The 20,526-nt window shown below is 70.7% G+C and carries 20 protein-coding genes and 2 rRNA genes (1 of these 22 running past the window's edge); 12 read left to right on the forward strand and 10 right to left on the reverse strand.

Features of this window, described 5'->3' with window-relative positions; genetic code table 11:
- A 23S ribosomal RNA gene (locus JOF41_RS10100) occupies positions 1-1,098 on the forward strand; it begins 1,981 nt to the left of the window's first position.
- A 107-nt stretch (positions 1,099-1,205) separates the two neighbouring features.
- Positions 1,206-1,322 (forward strand): 5S ribosomal RNA (rrf, locus tag JOF41_RS10105).
- 74 nt (positions 1,323-1,396) lie between these two features.
- On the opposite strand, the gene JOF41_RS10110 is transcribed toward rrf, so the two are convergent.
- A complete protein-coding gene (locus JOF41_RS10110; protein ID WP_244989553.1) occupies positions 1,397-4,576 on the reverse strand; it encodes a S8 family serine peptidase in 3,180 nt (1,059 codons plus the stop codon).
- A gap of 401 nt (positions 4,577-4,977) precedes the next feature.
- Positions 4,978-5,556, reverse strand: a complete 579-nt coding sequence (locus JOF41_RS10115) for a TetR family transcriptional regulator (protein WP_189227732.1) — start codon at positions 5,554-5,556, stop codon at positions 4,978-4,980.
- Between the two features lie 73 nt (positions 5,557-5,629).
- Here JOF41_RS10115 and JOF41_RS10120 point away from each other — a divergent pair, with 73 nt between their 5' ends.
- The 4 genes from JOF41_RS10120 (at position 5,630) to JOF41_RS10135 (ending at position 8,143) form a co-directional block, all read left to right on the forward strand.
- Positions 5,630-6,526, forward strand: coding sequence for a VOC family protein (locus tag JOF41_RS10120; protein WP_209618052.1), 897 nt, complete (start codon positions 5,630-5,632; stop codon positions 6,524-6,526).
- 60 nt (positions 6,527-6,586) lie between these two features.
- Positions 6,587-6,973 carry an STAS domain-containing protein gene (locus tag JOF41_RS10125; protein ID WP_189227734.1) on the forward strand — a complete coding sequence of 129 codons (387 nt, stop codon included), beginning with the start codon at positions 6,587-6,589 and terminating at the stop codon, positions 6,971-6,973.
- A 104-nt stretch (positions 6,974-7,077) separates the two neighbouring features.
- Complete coding sequence (locus JOF41_RS10130) at positions 7,078-7,449, forward strand: SRPBCC family protein (RefSeq protein WP_189227735.1); 372 nt, start codon at positions 7,078-7,080, stop codon at positions 7,447-7,449.
- A 157-nt stretch (positions 7,450-7,606) separates the two neighbouring features.
- Positions 7,607-8,143: a hypothetical protein gene (locus JOF41_RS10135; RefSeq protein WP_189227736.1), complete on the forward strand. Its 537-nt coding sequence runs from the start codon at positions 7,607-7,609 to the stop codon at positions 8,141-8,143.
- A 27-nt stretch (positions 8,144-8,170) separates the two neighbouring features.
- Here JOF41_RS10135 and JOF41_RS10140 read toward each other — a convergent pair whose 3' ends face one another.
- Positions 8,171-9,025: an SDR family NAD(P)-dependent oxidoreductase gene (locus JOF41_RS10140; RefSeq protein ID WP_189227737.1), complete on the reverse strand. Its 855-nt coding sequence runs from the start codon at positions 9,023-9,025 to the stop codon at positions 8,171-8,173.
- A 98-nt stretch (positions 9,026-9,123) separates the two neighbouring features.
- Here JOF41_RS10140 and JOF41_RS10145 point away from each other — a divergent pair, with 98 nt between their 5' ends.
- Positions 9,124-9,648 carry a MarR family winged helix-turn-helix transcriptional regulator gene (locus JOF41_RS10145; protein ID WP_189227738.1) on the forward strand — a complete coding sequence of 175 codons (525 nt, stop codon included), beginning with the start codon at positions 9,124-9,126 and terminating at the stop codon, positions 9,646-9,648.
- Here the strand turns inward: JOF41_RS10145 and wrbA are convergent.
- Positions 9,611-10,228 (reverse strand): NAD(P)H:quinone oxidoreductase, encoded by a 618-nt coding sequence (gene wrbA / locus JOF41_RS10150; protein ID WP_189227739.1) that lies wholly within the window; start codon positions 10,226-10,228, stop codon positions 9,611-9,613. The two genes, JOF41_RS10145 and wrbA, sit on opposite strands and share 38 nt — an antisense overlap.
- A gap of 250 nt (positions 10,229-10,478) precedes the next feature.
- Here wrbA and JOF41_RS10155 point away from each other — a divergent pair, with 250 nt between their 5' ends.
- Entirely contained in the window at positions 10,479-11,459 is a 981-nt protein-coding gene (locus tag JOF41_RS10155; RefSeq protein WP_209618055.1) for a hypothetical protein, read from the forward strand.
- A 25-nt stretch (positions 11,460-11,484) separates the two neighbouring features.
- On the opposite strand, the gene JOF41_RS10160 is transcribed toward JOF41_RS10155, so the two are convergent.
- Entirely contained in the window at positions 11,485-11,721 is a 237-nt protein-coding gene (locus tag JOF41_RS10160; RefSeq protein ID WP_209618058.1) for a hypothetical protein, read from the reverse strand.
- 1 nt (position 11,722) lies between these two features.
- Between JOF41_RS10160 and JOF41_RS10165 the strand changes: the two genes are divergently transcribed.
- Entirely contained in the window at positions 11,723-11,950 is a 228-nt protein-coding gene (locus JOF41_RS10165) for a helix-turn-helix domain-containing protein (protein WP_209618060.1), read from the forward strand.
- Positions 11,951-12,053: 103 nt separating this feature from the next.
- Here JOF41_RS10165 and JOF41_RS10170 read toward each other — a convergent pair whose 3' ends face one another.
- From JOF41_RS10170 to JOF41_RS10180, 3 genes are read right to left on the reverse strand one after another with little or no spacing between them, the layout of a single operon-like run.
- Positions 12,054-12,830: a sulfite exporter TauE/SafE family protein gene (locus tag JOF41_RS10170; RefSeq protein WP_189227742.1), complete on the reverse strand. Its 777-nt coding sequence runs from the start codon at positions 12,828-12,830 to the stop codon at positions 12,054-12,056.
- Positions 12,827-13,420 carry a rhodanese-like domain-containing protein gene (locus JOF41_RS10175; RefSeq protein ID WP_209618062.1) on the reverse strand — a complete coding sequence of 198 codons (594 nt, stop codon included), beginning with the start codon at positions 13,418-13,420 and terminating at the stop codon, positions 12,827-12,829. Before JOF41_RS10175 ends, JOF41_RS10170 begins: the two co-directional genes overlap by 4 nt.
- The gene (locus tag JOF41_RS10180) at positions 13,417-14,829 is read right to left on the reverse strand and encodes an MBL fold metallo-hydrolase (protein ID WP_244989554.1); all 1,413 of its coding nucleotides are present in this window, start codon (positions 14,827-14,829) and stop codon (positions 13,417-13,419) included. Before JOF41_RS10180 ends, JOF41_RS10175 begins: the two co-directional genes overlap by 4 nt.
- Before the next feature lie 328 nt (positions 14,830-15,157).
- On the opposite strand from JOF41_RS10180, the gene JOF41_RS10185 reads away from it, so the two are divergent.
- Both JOF41_RS10185 and JOF41_RS10190 read left to right on the forward strand, forming a co-directional pair.
- Positions 15,158-15,442, forward strand: coding sequence for a metal-sensitive transcriptional regulator (locus JOF41_RS10185; RefSeq protein WP_189227745.1), 285 nt, complete (start codon positions 15,158-15,160; stop codon positions 15,440-15,442).
- Between the two features lie 175 nt (positions 15,443-15,617).
- Positions 15,618-15,989, forward strand: a complete 372-nt coding sequence (locus tag JOF41_RS10190) for a DUF302 domain-containing protein (protein ID WP_306344715.1) — start codon at positions 15,618-15,620, stop codon at positions 15,987-15,989.
- 275 nt (positions 15,990-16,264) lie between these two features.
- On the opposite strand, the gene JOF41_RS10195 is transcribed toward JOF41_RS10190, so the two are convergent.
- Both JOF41_RS10195 and JOF41_RS10200 read right to left on the reverse strand, forming a co-directional pair.
- A complete protein-coding gene (locus tag JOF41_RS10195) occupies positions 16,265-17,362 on the reverse strand; it encodes an RICIN domain-containing protein (protein WP_209618066.1) in 1,098 nt (365 codons plus the stop codon).
- A gap of 252 nt (positions 17,363-17,614) precedes the next feature.
- Positions 17,615-19,234 carry an outer membrane protein assembly factor BamB family protein gene (locus tag JOF41_RS10200; RefSeq protein ID WP_209618069.1) on the reverse strand — a complete coding sequence of 540 codons (1,620 nt, stop codon included), beginning with the start codon at positions 19,232-19,234 and terminating at the stop codon, positions 17,615-17,617.
- 550 nt (positions 19,235-19,784) lie between these two features.
- On the opposite strand from JOF41_RS10200, the gene JOF41_RS10205 reads away from it, so the two are divergent.
- Positions 19,785-20,336 carry a hypothetical protein gene (locus JOF41_RS10205; RefSeq protein WP_209618072.1) on the forward strand — a complete coding sequence of 184 codons (552 nt, stop codon included), beginning with the start codon at positions 19,785-19,787 and terminating at the stop codon, positions 20,334-20,336.
- The last annotated feature ends 190 nt before the right edge of the window (positions 20,337-20,526 follow it).

Consider the following 20,526-nt stretch of genomic DNA (forward strand, 5'->3'; position numbering starts at 1 on the left):
GTCGCAAGACGATGTATACGGACTGACGCCTGCCCGGTGCTGGAACGTTAAGGGGACCGGTTAGCTCTTCGGGGCGAAGCTGAGAACTTAAGCGCCAGTAAACGGCGGTGGTAACTATAACCATCCTAAGGTAGCGAAATTCCTTGTCGGGTAAGTTCCGACCTGCACGAATGGCGTAACGACTTCTCGACTGTCTCAACCACAGGCCCGGCGAAATTGCATTACGAGTAAAGATGCTCGTTACGCGCGGCAGGACGGAAAGACCCCGGGACCTTTACTATAGCTTGGTATTGGTGTTCGGTTCGGCTTGTGTAGGATAGGTGGGAGACTGTGAAGCGGCCACGCCAGTGGTTGTGGAGTCGTCGTTGAAATACCACTCTGGTCGTACTGGATGTCTAACCTCGGTCCGTGATCCGGATCAGGGACAGTGCCTGGTGGGTAGTTTAACTGGGGCGGTTGCCTCCCAAAGGGTAACGGAGGCGCTCAAAGGTTCCCTCAGCCTGGTTGGCAATCAGGTGTCGAGTGCAAGTGCACAAGGGGGCTTGACTGTGAGACCGACGGGTCGAGCAGGGACGAAAGTCGGAACTAGTGATCCGGCCATGGCTTGTGGAAGCGTGGTCGCTCAACGGATAAAAGGTACCCCGGGGATAACAGGCTGATCTTGCCCAAGAGTCCATATCGACGGCATGGTTTGGCACCTCGATGTCGGCTCGTCGCATCCTGGGGCTGGAGTAGGTCCCAAGGGTTGGGCTGTTCGCCCATTAAAGCGGTACGCGAGCTGGGTTTAGAACGTCGTGAGACAGTTCGGTCCCTATCCGCCGCGCGCGTAGGATACTTGCGGAAGGCTGTCCCTAGTACGAGAGGACCGGGACGGACGGACCTCTGGTGTGCCAGTTGTCCCGCCAGGGGCATTGCTGGTTGGCTACGTTCGGAAGGGATAACCGCTGAAAGCATCTAAGCGGGAAGCTCGTTCCTAGATGAGGTATCCCACCCTTTGTGGGTTAAGGCCCCCAAGAGACGATTGGGTTGATAGGCCGGAGATGGAAGGTCGGTAACGGCTGGAGTTGACCGGTACTAATAGGCCGAGGACTTGTCACGAAGACGCTACGCATCCACTGTGCGGTTCTGAAGGAACCGAACCGACCATCCGGTCGTCCTCCTGTGGGAGGCGATGGGGTGCTGTGGGTTGGTTATCTTCATAGTGTTTCGGTGGTCATGGCGGAGGGGAAACACCCGGTCCCATTCCGAACCCGGTAGTTAAGCCTTCCAGCGCCGATGGTACTGCACTCGTGAGGGTGTGGGAGAGTAGGACGCCGCCGAACATTCTTTCCCTGTGGGGCACCCGGTTTTTCCGGGTGCCCCACAGGGCTTTTGTGCTTCTACCGCACTGGGGCGGTCAGCTGATCCGGTACGCGCGGATCACCGTTTGCTGGGACGAGTTGCCCTTGCTGTCGGTCGTCTGGACCCGCAGCGAAGCGTAGGACCCCGCCGCGGCGGTGTTGCGGACCAGTGCGGTCCGCCCGGTCACCGGTACCGCCGACCAGGTCTTGCCCTCGTCGAACGACACCTCGGCGCGCAGTCGGCGGACGTGCCCGCTGCCTGCGTCCGGCTGCTGGCCGACCACCAGCGGCACCCGCAGCAGGCGGTTCGCCGGGGCCGCGCCGGTCTCGTCCAGGGTGGGAGCGAAGCGGACGACGGTCAGCGGCAGCAGCGTGCGCCGGTCCTCTGGCGTCGTGTCGGAGCGGAACGTCCAGCTCCCGCTGACCGTGGTCCCGAACTCCGAGACGGTCGCGGGGCGGGACGCCTCGGCTTCCACGCGGTACTCGGCGGCCCCTGGAGCCACCGCGAAGTTGCCGACGCCGGGCAGTGTGGTCTCACCGACCTTCTCCCCGTCGCGGAACAGCGTCGTGCGCGCGTGGTCGAGGGCGATGGTGTCGCCGCGGTGGTTCGCCTGGTCGCCGAACAGCCAGACGTCCGCGACGACCCGGTCGCCGGAGCGGAACAGGTACGGGTAGGGGTCGTCCTTGTGCGGTGCGGTGACGCCGAATACGGGGAAGTGGAACGCTTCCGAGTAGGTGCGTCCCGCGAGGTAGGAGGTGAGCTGTGCGATCTGCACCGCCTCCGTGTCCTCGGCAGTCTCCTGGAAGCTCGTCCACCCCCAGGAGAAGCCCTCGGCCGAGACGTAGTCGATCGTGCTGCTCAGCGGTGGCACCGGGCGGCCCGCGGTGAAACCGGGCGTGCCGCTCGCGGTGATGGGCGAGCTGTAGTGCCAGTACTGCCTGCCCTCTCTGGCTGGCCCGAACTTCGTCTCCACCTTCGCCATCTCGTCCACGGCGGGCGTGCGCGTGAAACCGGTGGGCGCGCGGCCCTTCTCGATCCAGAGCGACCGGTACCACACCGGTGTGCCTTCCTCCCGCGGCTGGCTGAACTCCGTGCCGATGACGACTTCGTACTCGTCGGCGGGCAGCGCCGGGCCGCTGTGGCCGATCGTCATCCCCGGAGGGAAGCCACCGGGGTAGGTGCTGCCGAACCCGATGCCCAGTCCCCGGTAGAACCGGCTGGTCGCGATGGAGCCGAACTCGGCCGTGGCGGCCGGGTCCGGCGGGTCGATCCGGAGGGGACCCGCCGTCCGCGCGTCGAAGACGACCGTCGTCGCCGTCGACACGTCGAGGTCGGGCCGCAGGAGCAGGGTGTTGTCGTCGTGGCCGAAGCGGAATTCGGACATGGCGGTGTAGCGGCCCTTGGGCAACCGGACGGTTCCGGTCTCGTCCGGGCCCGAGAGGAAGATCACGCGGTCGTTGTCCAAGCCGATGATGAGCGTGTCGTACTCGTCCTCGGGTTCGCCCTCGCGGCTGATGTGCTGGATGGCCACGTCGTAGCTCTCCACCTCGCGGGTGACCGCGAACGGCACGCGCAGCGCGTCTGACTCCGAGGTGGCCACGACCGTGCCCGCGTAGACGCCGTCGAGCGAGCCGAGCCGCGTGTCGGCGGTGGCGGTCGCCTTCGCCTCGCCGCCCGCCGGGACGGTGACCTCCGCCGGGCTGACGGTGAACAGGCCCGCAGGGGCGGGCTGGCCGTCGGGGCCCTTGGACTCGACGGTGAGGGTGAAGGTCGCCGGGGCGCTGCCCGTGTTGCGCAGCGTGAAGTCCGCGGTGACCGGGACGTCGTCCTCGTGCGGCCACTGCTGGACGCCGAGGTTGAGGCTGGGTGGGTCCGCGGTGACCGCGGTGCTGATCGCCTCGGCCACGTCCACGCGGCCGGTGCCCTGGTCGAGCACGGTCAAGGCGGGGTTGTGCTTCGCCGAGGCCATCAGCGCGGCCTTGAGCTGCGCGCCGGTCCAGTCCGGGTGCTGCTGCGCCAGCAGCGCCGCCGCGCCCGCCACGTGCGGTGCGGACATGGAGGTGCCGGACACGGCCACGTGCCGCTCGCCGACCGGGGTGCCGATGACGCCGGTGGAGGACTTGGCGGCCACGATGTCGACGCCTGGGGCGGTGATGTCGGGCTTGACCGCGCCGTCGCCCACGCGCGGGCCGCGGCTGGAGAAGGGGGCGATGCTGTCGTCGCGGTCGACCGCGCCAACGGTCAGCGCGGCGTCCGCGCTGCCCGGCGAGCCGACGGACTCCGCGCGGCCGGAGTTGCCCGCCGACACCACGAACACCACGCCGTACTGCGCGGACAGGGTGTTGAGCGCTTTCTCCAGCGGGTCGGTCCCCGGTGTGTCGGTGCCGCCCAGGCTGATGTTGGCCACGTCGGCACCCTGCTCGGCGGCCCACTGCATCCCGGCGATGATCCCCGACTCCTGGCAGGCCCGCAGCCCGCAGACCTTGGCGTCGAGCAGTTGGGCCTCCGGCGCGACGCCGCGGTACTGCGCACCCGCGCTGGCGACGATGGCGGCCACGTGCGTGCCGTGGCCGACGGTGTCGGTGTTGTCCGGTTCGTCGCTGAAGTTCGCCTCGGCGATCTCGCGGCCCACCAGGTCGGGGTGCGCGCCGTCCACGCCGCTGTCGATCACGGCGACCTTCACGCCCCGACCGGTGTACCCGGCCTCCCACGCGGTGGGGGCGCCGATCTGGGCGGTGCTGCGGTCCAGCACGGGATGCCGCACGCCGTCCAGCCACACCTTGGCCACGCCCGCGTCGGCCAGCAGCGACGGCCAGGTCGCCGCGGCGGTCGCCTTCGGGGTCGTGGCGGCGAAGGCGCCCACGGCGGGCAGCTCGCGGGTCATCCGCAGTCCCGACAGCTCGGGTGACCGCGCGTCGGAGCGGGTGACCAGCAGCGGCACGTCGTCGCGGCGCGCGTCGTCGTAGCCAGCCTCGACCAACCCGGTGACGTCGAACAGCCGCAGGTCCAGCCTGCCCTCGGCGAGGGGGCGAATCGCGTCGAGCGGCAGGACGTGGGTGCGGCCATCGCGCTGGAAGGTGCGGAAAGCCGTCTTCTCCCGGCCCGCGCCCCCGGTGATCGACACGACGCGGTCACCGTTGAGCAGTACGCGGTCACCGGTGACGAGGGTGACCGAATAACTCCTCGTCGCCTGCTCCTCCGCGGCCGCCGCAGGTGTCGCCGGGGCTGCGGACAACGGGGCCGCTGTGGCTGCTAGCAGCCCTAACGCCGCCAGTGCGGCCCCTGGCCTGCGTAATCTGGAAACCGACACGAATAGCCCTCCTGATCGTTTCAGCTCCACATCGGGCGACCGTGCGATATCCGGCGGCGTGGAATACGGAAGGCGCCGATGCCCTGCGACGGATGCTAGGGGCATTGATCGCCGCAGTGCTATGAATTGCATCCGGAATAAATCTGCAGGACTTATCCGCTTTGTGGTACCTCGCGGCACGGTTTAAGGCAGTCGCTTGACTCAGACTGGTCGGCTCGGTTGGCCGGGCCTGGAGTGCGAGGGCCTGCGAGGAGAGGTCGAAGGTGAAGATCGCGGTTGACGCGGCAGGTGCGGTCGTGGGTCGGTCGTGGCGCGGGAGGTCCGGCTCACAGGCCGAGGCCGGCCTCCAGGTGCGCCAGTGCCCGGTCGATCTCGGCCGGTCCGTCCAGGTCGGGGTCTTGGGCCCAGCGCAGCCAGACCACGGCCACGACCCCGAAGACCGCACCGACGGCGTTGCCGATCCTCGGGTCGTCCGCTTCGCACCCGGCCCGGTCCGCCACGGCCTGGCGGACCTCGCGCAGCAAGCCGGGACTCCTGCGCAGGTTGGCCGCCAGCAGTTCGGGCACCGTGGCGGCGAAGACCTCCCGCTCGCGCCCCGCGGCGATCTGCTCCGCCGAGAGGGAGGCGAACGCCGCGCGGAACGCGCCGCGCAGGACCGTCACCGGTGGACCGGCCTGCTGTGCCCGCAGGGCGTCGACCAGCGGCGGGAAGCGGTCGAGCACGACCAGGTCCTCCTTGGCCGGGAAGTAGCGGAAGAAGGTCGCGGGGGAGACCTCGGCCGCTTCGGCGATCTGGTCGACGGTCGTGGCGTGGTAGCCGCGCTCGCGGAAGAGCCGGAACGCCTCGCGCAGGATCGCCTCCCTGGTCATGGCCTTCTTGCGCTCGCGCAGCCCGCCCTCGCCCATGATCGGGACCTTACCCGTCGCAAAACTGATAGTCTGCTGTCAAAAGATGGTTGACTGCCAGTTTGGGGGGAGCATGGGGAGCGACGTCAACGGGCTGCACCACGTGGGTCACGTCGTGCGGGACATGGCCCAGGCGATGGAGCGGTACCGCCTGCTGGGTTTCACCGTGTCGGCACCCGCCTACCCGGTGCTGCCCGATCCCGCAGGGGGATCGGACGACCTGTTCGGGGTCGCCAACGCCCACGTGCACTTCCCCGGCAACTTCCTCGAACTGGTCACCGTCCTGGGTGAGAACGTGCCCTCGGGCACGCGGCCGATGGTGCTGGACGTGCCCTGGGACAAGCGGGCGCGACTGGCGGCGGCCATCCGCGCCGCCGCCGCGGACATCAGGTCCTTCCTCCAGCGCTTCCAGGGCGTCCACATCGTGATGGCCGACACACCCGACATCGACCGCGTCGCGTCGCGGCTGACGGCCGAGGGCATCGGCCACGGCGGCGTGCACGCCGTGCAACGCCCCGTCGACACCCGCGCGGGCACGAGGATGGAGCCCGCGCGCTACCTGGAGCTCTCCGGCGTGCCGGAGGGCAGGCTCGGGTTCGCCCAGAACGCGCCGGTCCGGGACCAGCGGGTCGACCACCCCAACGGGGCGGTCGGGCTGGTGGGGTGCGTGCTGTGCGTGGCCGACCCGGCGTTGTCCGAGGTGACGCGCCGCTACCGCGCCTGCTTCGGCGAGGCGCGGGCGGGCGTGGACGTGGTGGCCGAGTCGGCTCTCGCCGACCTGCTGCCCGGCGAGAGCCCGGCCGCGCTGCCCGCCTTCGCCTGCTACGCGGTCGCCGTGCGCGACCTCGCCGCCACCGAGCGGTTGCTGCGCGGCAACGGCGTCCCGGCCACCCGCACCGGTCCGGAGGAGGTGCTCGTGCCCTCCTCCGCCGCGCTCGGCGTCTCGATCGCCTTCCGCCAGGGCCGCTGAGGAGCAGGATCACACCCCGCGCAACGAGCCGACCTGCGGCAGGCGTGGTTCAGTGGACCGGTGACGACAGAGGGAACCGACCCGTGGACGCGGATCGAGGTGCTGGCCGACGGCCAGGTGGTCCAGTTGCGCGTCGGCGGTGACATCGACCAGAAGACGGTGGAGGTCTTGGAGAAGGGGCTGGCCCAGGCACTGGTCCAGGCCGAGTCCCTCGGCGCGCGGTTGCTGGCGGTGGACCTGGACGAGGTCGGCTTCCTGGCCTCGGTCGGCCTGTCCGTGCTGATCCGGGCGCACAACCACGCCGTGGACCAGAAGCGCGGCATGGCCGTCATCCTCGCCCCCGAGCACAAGCTCGCCCGACTGCTGTGGCTGACCGCGTTGACGCAGGTCGTGAACGTCACCGACTCGGTGGAGGAAGCCCTCGCCAAGGTCGGTGCCCCGGACTGACCCGGTCCGGCCCCGCCCCGGCGCGGAGGCATCTTTCGGCCCGGCCGGGGTACTACCGGTCTGTGCCAGATGCCGGGAAGAACGCCCACCGGAGCAGTCGTGCGATGGCCGCGGTCGCCGACATCGTGCTCAACACCGCCGCGGACCTGACCCGCGCCCAGGCGTGGCTGCCCGCGCCCCTGCACGTGGTGGGCAGCGGGGACGGCACGGTCGACGTGGGCTGGACACCGGATGGCAGCACCCACCGCTACCAGGTGCGGCTGGACGCCGACGAGCACCGGCTGGAGTGGCGGCCGGTCGACCACGACGGCTGGCCGGGCCACCTGCGGGTGGTCGAGGGAGGTGCGGGTGCCAGCGAGGTGGAGCTCCAGGTCGAGGCGGGCGCGGGTGTCGCGGAGGACGACGTGCGCGCGGCGCTGGACCGGGCGTTGCGCGGACTGGCCGCCGAGGTCGAGCAGAACTTCAACGTCAGCTGAGGAGCCGCTGTGGAGATCCGTCCCCTGGGCGGCCGCCTCGGCTGCCTGCTGATGATCCTGTTCTCGATCGCCGCTTCCGTCGTGCTGACGGTGCTGCTCAACGTCCTGCTGTGAGTCCCGAGGGGGTAACGGCGCGCCGTCGGGGTAGCCGGAGGGCATGGTGAAGCGCGCGTTGTGGCAAGGGCTGGTGGCCGGAACCGTCGGCGCGGCGGTGATGACGGTCGGGGAGAAGCTGGAGCAGCGGGTCACCGGGCGACCCGATTCGCACGTGCCCGCCAGGGTGCTGGAGCGGCTGCTGGGGATGCCCGAGCGGCCGGGGCGGCAGCCGTGGGCGGTGAACCTGGCCATGCACTTCGGGCAGGGCGCGCTGGCCGGGGTGGTGCGGTCGCTGATGGCCAACGCGGGCCTGCGCGGACCGGTGGCCTCGGCGATGTTCGCCGTGGTGCGGCTGAGCAACGACCAGATCCTGGAGAACGCCACCGGCGTCGGCGCCCCACCGCAGACGTGGCCCCGGTCCGAGCTGCTGGTCGACCTGCTGCACAAGAGCGTCTACGCCTTCGCGACCGGCGTCGTGGCCGACGCCTTCGCCGCACGCCGAGGCCCCGGCCCCGGCCAGCGGCACGCCGCGCTCAGCCAGGGCCGCCGCCCCGACGTCGGCCCGCTGCCCCGCGCCGCGGCCGCGGCGGCCAGGTGACCACCGCACGAGACCGACGCGGCCGGGTCAGCCCAGTCCTGCCTTGAGGGGCGTGGGAGCGGCGCCTGCCAGTCGTCGGCGGTCGGCGAGCGTCGGCAGGTGCCCGGTCACGCCACCGTCCACGCGGATCAGTTGACCGGTGATGAACTTCGACTCGTCGGACGCCAGGAAGACCACGGTGTTGGCGACGTCGGCCTGGTCGCCGGGCAGGTCGAGCATCTGGGAGTCCCGGATCAGCCTCGCCGGGGCGATGTCCTCCAGTCGGTGCGGCCGCTCCGCCGCGGCCGGGCTCGACGGCGGTGCGATCAGACCCGGCACCACGGCGTTGCAGCGGATGCCAAGGTGGCCGTAGGACGTGGCCACCGACCTCGTGAGGTGCTCGATCGCCGCTTTGCTCGTGCCGTAGGAGACCAGCGTGAGATCACCACCCGCGGCCTGCACCGACGAGGTGTTGATGATCGAGCCGCCTCCCGAAGCCGCCATGACCGGCACGGCGTGCTTGCTGCCGAGGAACACACCACCCACGTTCACCTCCAAGGTCCGCATCAGGTGGTCGCGGCTGACGTGGAGGACGTCGGTGTCCTGGAGCATCCACTCGGGGGACAGCAGCGCGGCGTTGTTCCACAGGACGTCCAGGCGGCCGTAGGACCGCTGGGCCAGTTCCACGACACCGGCGACGTCCTCCTCGACGCTGACGTCGCCGGTGTACGGCACGACCTCGAAGCCCTCGGCCGCGAGTTCCCGCGCGCGTTCGCGCACGGCCGACGACACGTCCATCATCACCACGTGCGCGCCTTGCGCGGCCATCGCCCGCACGCCCGCCAAACCCAAGCCGCCCGCCGCGCCGGTGGCGATCGCCACCTTGCCCGCCAACCGTCCCATGAAGGGTCTCCGCTCAAAGTAGTTGAAATTTCAGCACTGCGACCTACGCTAGCATCAGGTGCTGAAATTTCAACTACTCGTCTCGCGGAGCGACTCACATGGCGGAAGCGCGCTGGCTGACCGACGACGAGCAGCGGACGTGGCGGAGCTTCCTGATCGCGAGCCGACTGCTGTTCGACCGGCTGGAGAAGGAGCTGAAGCAGAACTCGAACCTGTCGTTCGCGACATACGAGATCCTGGCCAGGCTCTCGGAGAGCCCCGGACGCTCGATGCGCATGGCTGACCTCGCCGCGGCGTGCGTGTTCGACCGCAGCAGGTTGAGCCACGCGATCGACCGCTTGGTCCGCTCGGGCTGGGTCCGCCGGGTGCCGAGCACGTCGGACGCGCGGGGCCAACTGGCGGAGCTCACCGACGAAGGCGCGCGGCAGGTCCGCGAGTCCGCTCCCGGTCACGTGGAGCTGGTCCGGTCGCTCCTGTTCGACCGCTTGAGCCGGGAGCAGCAGGAGTCGCTGCGGGAGGTGAGCACGGTGCTGGCCACCGGCGTGCTCGACCCGGCGCGGCTCGACCGCATGGGGTGGCCCGCCGCTACGCCGAGGCCAGACCCGCCTTCAGCGCGCGGGTGAGCTCCACCGCGCGGCGTGCCTGGAAGGACACCGCGTCCAGCTCGACCTGCCCCGGCGGCACCTGGCCGTTGTTGGAGACGTGGCTGGAGCCGTAGGGGTTGCCCGCCTGGAACTGGATGGGGTCGGCGTAGCCGGGCGGGACGATGACGCAACCCCAGTGGTAGAAGGTGTTGTTCAGGGCGGTGATGGTGGTCTCCTGCCCGCCGTGGTGGGTCGCCGCGGAGGTGAACGAGGTCGCGGTCTTGTTCACCAGCTTGCCCGCCGCCCACAGCGGGCCGGTGGTGTCGAGGAACTGCTTGAGCTGCGCCGCGGGCATCCCGAAGCGGGTGGGCGCGCCGAAGACCAGCAGGTCGGCCCACTCCAGGTCGTCCAGCGCCGCTTCCGGGACGTCCTGGGTCTGCCGCGCGTGGGCGGCCCACCCCTCGTTGCTGGCGATGGCCTCTTCCGGCGCCAGCTCGCGCACCTTCCGCAGCCGCACCTCCGCGCCCGCGGCCTCGGCGGCCTTGGCCGCGGCCTGCGCCATGGCATAAACGCTGCCGGTGGCGGAGTAGTAGATGACGGCGGTCTTGACCTCTGGCATCGGCTCTCCCGTTGTTCTCAAGTGGTCGGGGATCACCGCAGGCGTACCCGCAGGACGGGAGATCACGCCGAATCGGCCAGGACCTGCCTGATCAGGGCACGGCCCGCCGGCGCGCGTCCGCCGGTGGGCCACCTGTGTGAACCCGGCGAGGCTGATCGCGTGAATCGGGCGCGGAGGCGTCCACCCGGTCCTCGACGGCGCCTACCGTGTTCGGCGGGTGGGTGATGGGCCGGACTCGGGTGGGGCTGCCGTGACGACTCGTGCGCTGTACTGCCCGCAGAACCGCGAACTCGACCTGTCGGAGCTGTCGGCCTCCGACTACCGGTTGATCCGGTCCCTGCGCGGGCGGCTGCACCGCGGTGACCGGGTGCTGCTGTGCCTGGAGCCGGTCGAACCGGGGCAGGACGAACTGTTCGTCCAGGAGAGTGGGGGGAACTGCTACGCCGTCCACTTCGACGGCGGCCGCGCGCACCTCGTGTCGCGGGAGAGCGATGAGCACAAGTGGCAGAAGGAGTACTGGTACCGCGCGGCCGAGGACGCCGGGCACTCGGCGCAGGTCCAGTACAGCACGCGCCGGGGAACCGTGCTGGACGTGGCCATCCACGCAGCCGTGCGGACCGGCGTCGAACTCCGGCGGGCGCACACCAACGCGCGGGTGGCGGCGGACCGCACCGCCAAAGCGCACCGGGCGGGCTGGTTGTCGCTGTGGTTCGCCGACGCGGACCACGCGCCGTCGTGGTTCCACCGCATTCCCTCCGTCGGGTACAACCGGATCTCGTGGGACGCCCTGCCGCCCCGGCGCGCCGCGACCGCGACCGGCCTGAAGGAGGTGGAGCCGGTCAAGTGCACGATCCGCGCCTTCGACCGGTGCCCCGCCGGGAAGAGGCTGCACTGCGGTGAGTTCCACCCGGACTTGAAGCCGTGGCGGGGCGTCACGGTCGACCAGGTGGCGGCCATGGTGCCCGCGGGCCGGGCGGTCGCGCTGTCGACGTCCAGGGGGCTGGTGTACGTCGTCCCGAGGGAGAGCCTGGACCGGTACCAGGAGTTGACCGGGAGAAGCGGTCTCTACGTGCCAGGGCCTGATCCGCACGCGGCGGTCCCGGTCCCCGCCCGGCAGGAGGGGGCGTCGCCTTGCCTGGAGTGCAAGCGGTGCGGGCAGGACCTCTTGCTCATCCGCCCTGGGCGCGAACTGTGCGAGCGCTGCCACCCGACGATGCGATCCGACCGCTGAGCGGGAGCGTCCTCGCGGATGCGGCTCAGCCGACCGCGTCGAGCACCGCCTGGTACACGCCCAGCACCGATCCGGCGATCGGGACCACGGAGATCGGCACCGCGTACTCCAGCGCGTTCGACCACCGCGCGATCGACGGCGAGGGGGTGTGTGTCGCGCACGACCCGGCGGGCGTACCGAAGGCGCACCAGGCCCGCCGTGCCAGCGCTGGTGGCCAGGGGGCGGCCTCGGCCCGACAGCGCGTGCGCCGCCCACTGCCCAACGTGCCGCCAGCGACAATCGCGCTGCGGGCACAGCGCGTCGAGTGCGTGGAGGCGACCGGGGAACAGGACGTCGAGAAGGCGGCCCGGTTGGCGGGCATGAGCATGTCCGCCTTCTACCGCGACTTCCAGGCCATCACCACGATGAGCCCGATCCGGTTCCAGAAGCGGATCCGGTTGCAGGTGGCCGACTCGTCAGCCTGGACGAGTGCGCTCCGGGGTGGCTGGTGAGTCCTGTGCTTGACCCGGTGCCCGTGGTCAAGTCCAGTGCCTGCCCTCCGGCTCGGGGATGTCGGACTCGAAGCGCGGGTAGAGGACCAATCACCGGAAGCGGTCATGTCGTGGCGGGGGCGGCCACGGCTTGGACGGCGACGAAGGCGGCGATGATGAACACGAGGTAGGCGAATCCGCCGCGGAGCCGTTCGGCGGGCAGTCGGGTGGCCAGCCGTCCGGCGACGAGGGAGCCGACGACCGCGGCGGCGGTGAACGCACCGGCGATCCGGTAGTCCAGGGCGGTGTCGCCGGAGTGGGCGGCGAATCCCGCGGTGGAGTTGAGCGCGATGACCACCAGGGACGTGCCGGTGGCGACGGGGGCGGGCAGGCCGAGCAGCAGCACCATGGCGGGGATGAGCAGGAAGCCCCCACCGACGCCGAACAGGCCGGTGAGGAATCCGACGGCGATGCCGACGCCGATCGACTTGGGCAGGCATCCTCGCCAGTTCACACCTCCGCCGGGCAGGGCGCAATCGCCGCCCGCACCACCGTCGCCGCGCAGCATCCGCACACCTGCGACGACCATGAGTCCGGCGAAGCCCACGAGTACGGTCCGAGGGTCGAGCAGCCGGTTGACCGCCGCGCCGCCGAACGCCGCCACCGCGCCGGTGACGCCGACCACGGCCGCGACGCGCCATCGGACTTGCCCGACGCGTATCCGGGGCAGCACGGCGGTGATCGAGGAAATCCCGACCACGAGCAGCGACGTCGGGACGGCTGCGCTCAGCGGCATACCGGTGCCGTGGACCAGGGCGGGCACGGCCAGGATCGAGCCACCACCGCCGAGCAGCCCGAGCAGGACACCGATCGCGGCGCCCAGGACCACAGCCGTGGTCACGGCCGGCTGGTGGCCAGGGCCGCGGCAACGGCGTCGAGCTGTGCGCGGGGGCCGCGGTTGTAGGGAAGCTTGGCCAGCAGCAGGCCCATCGCGCAGGTGTTGGAGACCGCGGCGAAGGTCAGACCCGCGCCGATGGCGGCGGCAACCCACTTCAGCGGTGGGAACAGCATGCTGGCCAGGATGGCGCTGAGGACGACGGAGCCCGCGACCAGGCGGACCTGGCGTTCCAGCTCCCAGCGGGGCGCGCCGATCCGGACCGGCGCGCCCGCGAGCCTCCAGGCGGCGATGCCGCCCCGCAGCACCCGCACGTTGGGCAGGCCCGCATCGGCCAACGCCTGTTCGGCGGCGGTGGCGCGCTGGCCGGAGCGGCAGACCAGCACGACTTGGTCGTCGAGGTGCCTACGCAGCTCCTCGCGATGCTCCCGCAGCAGGTCCAGGGGGACGTTGTAGGAGCCGGGGATGTGGGCTGCCTCGAACTCGCCGGGGGTCCGCACGTCGACCAGGCGTGGCGCGGTGCCGGACTCCAGGAGGTGGCGCAGTGCGGGGGTGTCGATGGTGGTGGGGCTGCTGGTGCGGGGAGGGGTGCTCACGCGGTGGTCTCCTCGTCGGTGCCGGGCACGGTGGTCAGGCCGGCCTCTGCGGCGGCGGTGTAGGAATCGTCGATGTGCACCGCGGTGCGGCCCGTTCGGGCGAGCAGGCTGGTCGCGGCGGCGGCCCGGTAACCGGAGCCGCAGTGGACCCACACCGCTCCGGTGGGCACGTCGCGCAGCCGGGCCGGCAGGTCGGGCAGGGGAACGTGCACCGCGCCTTCGATGTGGCTGGCGTGCCACTCGTTGCTCATGCGCACATCGAGCACCACATCGGGTTTGGGCAGTCCGTGCGGCGGAGCGCCTGCGCGGGCGGCGGCCAGGTCGGCGAACGTGGCGGTGTCCAGCCGTCCCAGTCGGGTGGGGTCGTCGTCGGCCCACTGTTCCGGGGTGCCCGCGGTGGTGGCGGCGGGCCGGTCGATGCCGATGCGGGCCAGTTCCCGTTGCGCGTCGGCGACCTGCTCGACCGACTCGCCCAGCAGCGTGATCGGTGCACCCCACGGGGCCATCCAGCCCAGCCAGGTTGACATCGGTCCGTCCAAGCCGAAGCTCAGCGTGCCCGCGAGGTGCCGGTGCGCGAACGCCTTGCGCGAGCGCAAGTCCACCACCCACTCGCCCGCGTCGACGCGGGTCCGCAGCTCGGCGGGGGTGGCGGGCCGCACCGGTGTCAGGTCGATCAGGTCGGCACCCGCGGCGTTGCGGGCGCCCATGTGCGCGTAGTAGGCGGGGTAGGCGTCCAGCCCGTCCAGGGTGTGGGCGACGAAGTCGTTGGCTTCCAGTCGCAACGCGGGGTTGGCCGTGCGCTCCCGCCCGATGGTCGAGGCGGGGGCGTCGGACTGGGTCGCCGAGCAGAAGCTGCCGAAGCCGTGGGTGGGCCACACCTGCGTCCCGTCGGGCAGCAGGTCGGCGAGCCGGTGAGCCGAGGCGTGCTGATGCTCGGCCAAGACGTGGGCGTGCTGCTTTCCGAGCAGGTCGGTGCGCCCGGTGGTACCGAACAGCAGCGACCCCCCGGTGAACACCCCCACCGGCCCACCGGCGCCGTGCAGCACGTAGGAAAGGTGGTGGAAGGTGTGGCCGGGGGTGGCCACCACGGCCAGGCGCATCCGGTCCGAGATCGTGACCGCGTCGCCATCGGCCACCGGCACCCGGTCGAAGTCCACGTCATCATCGGCGGCGACCAGGTACCGAGCGCCGGTCAGCCTGGCCAGCGCGAGGCCGCCGGAGACGTAGTCGTTGTGCAAGTGCGTCTCCACCACGTGCGTGATGCGCACGCCGAGCCGACCGGCCAGCGCTAGGACGCGGTCGATGTCGCGTTGCGGGTCCACCACCACCGCCGTCCGCCCGTCGGAGGCGAGGTAGCTGCGATCACCCAGTGACGAGGTCTGCACGACCCGCACATCGATGTCACTCATCGATTTCTCCCGGTGTTCCGTGGTCGGCATCGTTGACGAGCGCGGCTGTCGGCCCGCCATGACACCACTCTCAACGAGAATACCCCCGGGGGTATTCCGGTGCGCAGTGCTCCCTGGTGGGCAAGGTGCGCCACCGTCGGGGGAGTCCCCTGTCGAGCGGGTGGAGTCGCGAACGATCCCGGGAGCGAGGAACCCCGAATGGTGCTGCCCGGTGCGTGGACGGCTTGTTGCGGAGGTGACCCGATCGCCGTAGCGGCCACCTTGGTCCTTTCCGCTGGTACAATACCCCGGAGGGTATAGTCCGGCAGCTGTGAGGCGAGGTGCGCGAGTGGAGCTGGCGTTGGTGGGTGAGGAGCTGCGCGCGGTGGTGAACCGGCTCAAGCGCGCCCAGGGGCAGATAGCCGGGATCATCCGGATGATCGAGGAGGGACGCGACTGCGAGGATGTGGTCACGCAGTTGGCGGCAGCCGCGCGGGCGTTGGACAAAGCCGGGTTCGCGATCATCGCCACCGGGTTGCAGCGGTGCATGGTGGACGATGCCTCGGAGGGCGGGAACGCCAACCGGGACGCGATGCGTCAGCGCTTGGAAAAACTGTTCCTGTCCCTGGCCTGAGACCGCCCGCGTCGGTGCGGGAAGAGCGGCCGACGCGCCGCGGTGTCCCTCCGCAGCTGCCGTCACGGTAGTGAACGCCCCGGTGCTGTGCAGTGCTTGCCCGGATCTCCTGGGTACTCCGATCTCGGAGCGACCGCGCCGACAAAGGAGCACAGCGATGAGTTACGCCCATGCGGTGACCCTCCACTCCGACTTCCCCACCTCGGTGGCAGCTGTGCGGCAGGCCTTGGCCGACGCGGGCTTCGGAGTCCTCACCGAAATCGACGTCACCGCCACCCTCAAGGCCAAGCTCGACCAGGACATCGAGCCCTACCTCATCCTCGGCGCCTGCAATCCGCCGTTGGCTCACCGGGCCCTGGAGGTGGACCGCTCGATCGGCCTGCTGCTGCCGTGCAACGTCGTTGTGCGCGCCCAGGGAAGTGCCACCCTCGTCGAAATCCTCGACCCGATCACAATGGTGCAGGTCACCGGGCGGCAAGAGCTCGGTCCAGTCGCCAGGGACGCCGCCCAACGGCTGGACGCCGCCCTCGCCTCCCTCCGGACCTGACACGGCAGGCCCGCTCACACGTCCTTCACTCCCCGTGCCGCTCGGTGGAGGCGGCGTCGGTCGTCCAGCGGGCCGTGGTCAGTGGTCAGGTCAATGCTGCTTCTGCCCACACCCATGGCCGTTCCGGCCGCAGTCGGGCACGGGGTGATGACGCGTCGGTCCTCGAACGGGCTCCCGCACTCCAGTGATCTTGATCGCCACCGTTCCAACAGGACTCCGTCGCGCTCGCGCCTGCCTCGGTGGACCACCCGCAGGCCGACCAAGCGGTGTCCTGCCTAGCGGACCGCCCAGCGCTGCGCGCCGCCGCCGTTGCACTCGAACAACTGGACCGGCACGCCGTTGGCCGTGCCGCCCCCGGTGACGTCGACGCACTTGCCCGACCCGGCGCCCACGACCTCGCCGCCGTCGGTGAACGAGAACCGCTGCGCCGTGCTGCCGTTGCACTCCCAGATCTGCACCCGCGTGCCGTTCGCGGTGCCGTTGCCGTGCACGTCCAGGCACCGGTCACCGATCCCGCGCAGCTCGCCTGCGGCGGTGCGGGTCCAGCGCTGGTTGTCCTCGCCGTGGCAGTCCCAGATCAGCACGCCGGTGCCGTTGTCGGTCTGGCGGCCGGTGACGTCGAGGCAGCGGTTGGACTGCGGGTTGGACAGCAGCACGGTGGTGCCCACGGGTGGGACGACGACCGGGGTGAGGCTGCCGGGAACCGACCGCAGCGCCGCGAACCAGCGCTCGGCCATCTTGTCGTAGCCCGCGGCGCTGGGGTGGGTGCCGTCGGCGATGTCGGCGTCGGTGAACCCGGTGTGCATGTCCACCACGTGCGTGCGCGGCCCCTTCTGGGCCACGATGCCGGGAATCGCGGCGTTGTAGGCCCGCACCCGAGCGTCGCGCGCCGGGTCGCTCAGCGGCGTGATCTGGGCGACGAACAGCTCGGCGACCGGCGCGAGGGTGCGGATCCGGTCGATGAGCGCGGACAGGCGGGCGGGCGCGTTGGCCAGGTCGTGGTCCTGGTTGACGTCGTTGGTTCCGATGTGCAGCAGGACGGTGCGCGGGTTGGCCTCGCGCAGCCACCCCGCGACGGCGGCGTCGAGCTGGTCGACGCGCCATCCGGAGTGGCCCTCGTGGTCGTGGTCGCCCAGGCTCGGCGGCCCGTTGGACCCGGACCCGACGAAGTCGACGTCCCGGCCGTCGGCGACCAGGCGCTGCCACAGCCCGATCCGGTAGCCGCCGGGGACGTTGTACCCGTCGGTGATCGAGTCGCCGAGTGGCATCACCCGGACCTCGCCGGTGGGCGCCGGGGTCGAGGGCGCGGTGCTGGGCAGTGCGGTGACCAGCGCGGTGACCAGGGTGAAGAGCAGCCGGATGAGCTCGGGCACGGCTTTCCCTCCTCGGCGGTGACAGCGGTGTCGGAGTCGGGGGAGCCCTCCGCCAAGGTCGGCCCGGACCGGGCCTCGTGTCAAGGGATGTACCACTGACGCGCGTCCGGAGCACCCCGGTGGTGCCGGGCCTGACCGGTCGGTTACCGGGAGCAGAACTCGTTGCCCCGTGAGAGCTTCGGCGGCGTCGGCTCGCTAGGGCAGCCGCGACCCGTGGTGGAGGGGCGTGGAGCGCCCCTCCACCACAGGGCGTCACAGTCCGAACGCCAGCAGGACGCTGCCGTGCGGATTGGGGTAGGTGGGCCAGTAGCCCGCCTGCACGTACACCATCCCGTCGGAGACCACCGCGCCACCGCCGGTGCCGCCGATAGCCCCGCCGCGGCCGGGCAGGCCGTTGACGCCGGTGAAGTCCCGGAGCGTGTCGTAGGTCCACAGCACCTGGCCGTCGCGGGCGGAGTAGGCCCGCAGCTTGCCGTCGTTGCTGCCCTCGTACACGACACCGGGACTGCTGGTCACGCCAGGACCGTGGGCCAGCGTGCACAGGTCCGGGTGCTCCGCCGCGCCGCCGGTGGTGCACCCGTCCGCCGGGTTGGGCGTCTCCCACAGCACGTCCCCGTCGGCCGGGTCCAGCGCGAAGACCTTGCCCGGATCGGCGAAGTAGGTGGCGATGTAGAGCCGGTGGCCGTCGAAGCTGGACCCCCACTGGATGCCGCCGAACCCCGAACCGGGAATCGGCAGGCCCAGCTGCCTGCGCCACACCACCTCGCCGGTGGTCGCGTCGAAGACGTGGTAGACGCCGAGCTTCTGCCCGACCCCGACCAGCGCGCGCCCGTTCACGCTGAACAGGTTGGGCGTGGCGCCGATGTCGTAGTCCAGCGCCGAGCCGTCCTGCAGTCCGGGGCAGTAGCCCTCCTGGTTCGGCTGGTTGCACAGCAACCGCCAGGTGTCGGCCCTGGTGACCTGGTTGCGCCACTTCACCGCGCCGGTGCGGTGGTCCAGCGCCAGCAGGGTGTCGAAATCGCCCGTGGTGCCGGTGTAGAGCTGTCCGGTGCCCACGTACAGGGTGCCGCTGCGCGGGTCGATCACCGGCGAGCTCCACACCCCCGCCCCCGAGGGCTCGTACCGGGTCGCGCCGCTGGGCCAGGTGCCCACCGCCTGCGGCTCGGGCACCGTGTAGTGCCGCCACACCAGCTCGCCGGTCTCGGCGTCCAGCGCGTCGAGGTGGCCGCGGAAGGTGCAGCAGGGGTAGTTCGGGTCGTCGCTGGTGCCGTCCGGGCTGTTGAGCGAGTTCTCCCCGCTGGAGATGCCCACGTAGACGCGACCGTCGTAGACCAGCGGCGAACTGGTCACCGTGCCCGCCCCGTGCGTGTCGATGTCCTTGGCCCACACCAGTCGTCCCGTGCGCTGCTCCAGCGCGTAGACGTAGCCGCGGACGTCGCCGAAGTAGACCTTCCCGCCCGACACCGACGGCCCGTCCCACGGGACGGCCGGGCGCGGCTTGGCGCCGGGGTCCACCGCGCCCAAGTCGAAGCTCCAGCGCTCCTGGCCGGTCTTGGCGTCGCGGGCGTAGAACTTGCCGTCCGGTCCGCCGAAGTAGACGGTGCCGCCCACCACGGCGGGCTGGCTGCGCACCGGTAGCGGGCTGTCGGTCCTGGGGTAGGCGAACGCCCACTTCAGCCGCAGCCCGTCGACGTTGCGCGGGGTCAGCCGCCGCTCGGCCGCGTTGTGCCTGCTGCCCGACAGGTCCTTCTGCCACGTGGGCCAGTCACCACCGCGCCCGCCGAGCGGCGCGGCAGCGGTGACCCCCGCACCCAGCACCACGATCGCCGAGGCGACCGCGAGCAAGGCCGTCGTCCTTCGCTTGCGTGCCATGTCCCTCCCCTGGCCGACGATGGGTCGATGCCACCGTGGCAGCGGTGACCTCCCCGACGCGAGAGGGCGAAGCGAGCAATGCGGGCGCGAGGACTTCGATCGGGGGCGGGCCGATCGGTTGATCCCACCGGCCATTCGAGACACAGCGAGGTCGCGCGCGGCCCCGGGACGGGGGAGCGATGCGTGGCTCCGCAGCATCCTATTGACACTCGATAGGTAACAAGCGATAGCCGATGTTCGGTTATCGAACATCGAGCGGTGTCCGCTCTTCGGGTCTTCCTCGTGCTGTCGTTCGGCATCCTGGCGGTCTTCCAGTCGAGACGGCGCGGGTGACTTGATCGATTCTCGCGGGGGTCCTTTCCGGACTCGCGGGCAAGGCGACATTATCGAAAATTTTCGAAATTCTAATCGCAACTTTTGCCTGGTGGGAGGTTGTGCGACGCTGCTGCGGCCGCTGCCGGGCGGCGCGTCGGACCAAGGCACCCCAGCGGTGGTCGGGAGGGTTCGGATCACTGTGCTTTCCGTCGATCGGATCGGTCTCATCAGGAAGGTGTGCGGCGAACTGGACGTGGTCAGCCTCACCGCGTTCGCGGTCGCGGCGGTCCACCGCGTCCTGCCCGTGTACCGGATCTATGGCGAAGTCCACCCGGATATCCGCGGTCACGAGGCCGCCCACGACGCCCTGGCGGCGATCCCGCAGCTGCCGCGACGCTTACCGGGCGTCACTCGCGGACGGGTGGCCCGCAAGGTCGAGATCGCACTGGCGGGCGCGTCGCGCGACCTCGGGGTCGTCCGGTGGCGCACCCGGCCCGACGTCGCCGAATCGATGGTCGCGGAGGTGATCAGCGCTGTCGTGCTGGTGCTGAACAGCTGGAAGTCGCCCTCCGTCGAGGGGTGCTGCCAAGCGGTGGTCACCGCGCTCGCGGTCGACGCCGCGTGGGGTGACGACTCGCGGGTCCACTACGGACAACTGCTGCGCGACGCCAGGGAGCTGTCCCGTCCGGAGGGGTTCGACCTGCCGGACGCCTACCGCGCCCTGCTGTTCCGGGCGCAGCAGGAGAGCGCGGTCCATCTCCAGCGGATGCGGTCCCTGCTCGTCTGAACCGCCGCGGCGCGGTATGCGCGGGCGAGCGCCATCCGGCTCTTCACCGCGTAGTCCGGCTGGTCGCCTGCGAGCGTGTCCGAAGGGGCAGCGTCTACCGCCGATCGGCTCAATGGTGTTGATCATCTCGGCGTTGCCGTGTACGCCATATGGGCACTGCGCGGTGCTCATGCCGGGCTGGTGGATGCGA

This window comes from Saccharothrix coeruleofusca, assembly GCF_017876325.1.
GTDB classification, from domain to species: Bacteria; Actinomycetota; Actinomycetes; order Mycobacteriales; family Pseudonocardiaceae; genus Actinosynnema; species Actinosynnema coeruleofuscum.

Excerpts from the sequence above, each read along its gene's own strand:
- JOF41_RS10115 (WP_189227732.1), bottom strand. The coding sequence starts at position 5,556 with ATGGGCGAGGGCGGGCTGCGCGAGCGCAAGAAGGCCATGACCAGGGAG.
- JOF41_RS10120 (WP_209618052.1), top strand. The coding sequence starts at position 5,630 with ATGGGGAGCGACGTCAACGGGCTGCACCACGTGGGTCACGTCGTGCGG.
- JOF41_RS10130 (WP_189227735.1), top strand. The coding sequence starts at position 7,078 with ATGGCCGCGGTCGCCGACATCGTGCTCAACACCGCCGCGGACCTGACC.
- JOF41_RS10135 (WP_189227736.1), top strand. The coding sequence starts at position 7,607 with ATGGTGAAGCGCGCGTTGTGGCAAGGGCTGGTGGCCGGAACCGTCGGC.
- JOF41_RS10140 (WP_189227737.1), bottom strand. The coding sequence starts at position 9,025 with ATGGGACGGTTGGCGGGCAAGGTGGCGATCGCCACCGGCGCGGCGGGC.
- JOF41_RS10145 (WP_189227738.1), top strand. The coding sequence starts at position 9,124 with ATGGCGGAAGCGCGCTGGCTGACCGACGACGAGCAGCGGACGTGGCGG.
- wrbA (WP_189227739.1), bottom strand. The coding sequence starts at position 10,228 with ATGCCAGAGGTCAAGACCGCCGTCATCTACTACTCCGCCACCGGCAGC.
- JOF41_RS10180 (WP_244989554.1), bottom strand. The coding sequence starts at position 14,829 with ATGAGTGACATCGATGTGCGGGTCGTGCAGACCTCGTCACTGGGTGAT.
- JOF41_RS10200 (WP_209618069.1), bottom strand. The coding sequence starts at position 19,234 with ATGGCACGCAAGCGAAGGACGACGGCCTTGCTCGCGGTCGCCTCGGCG.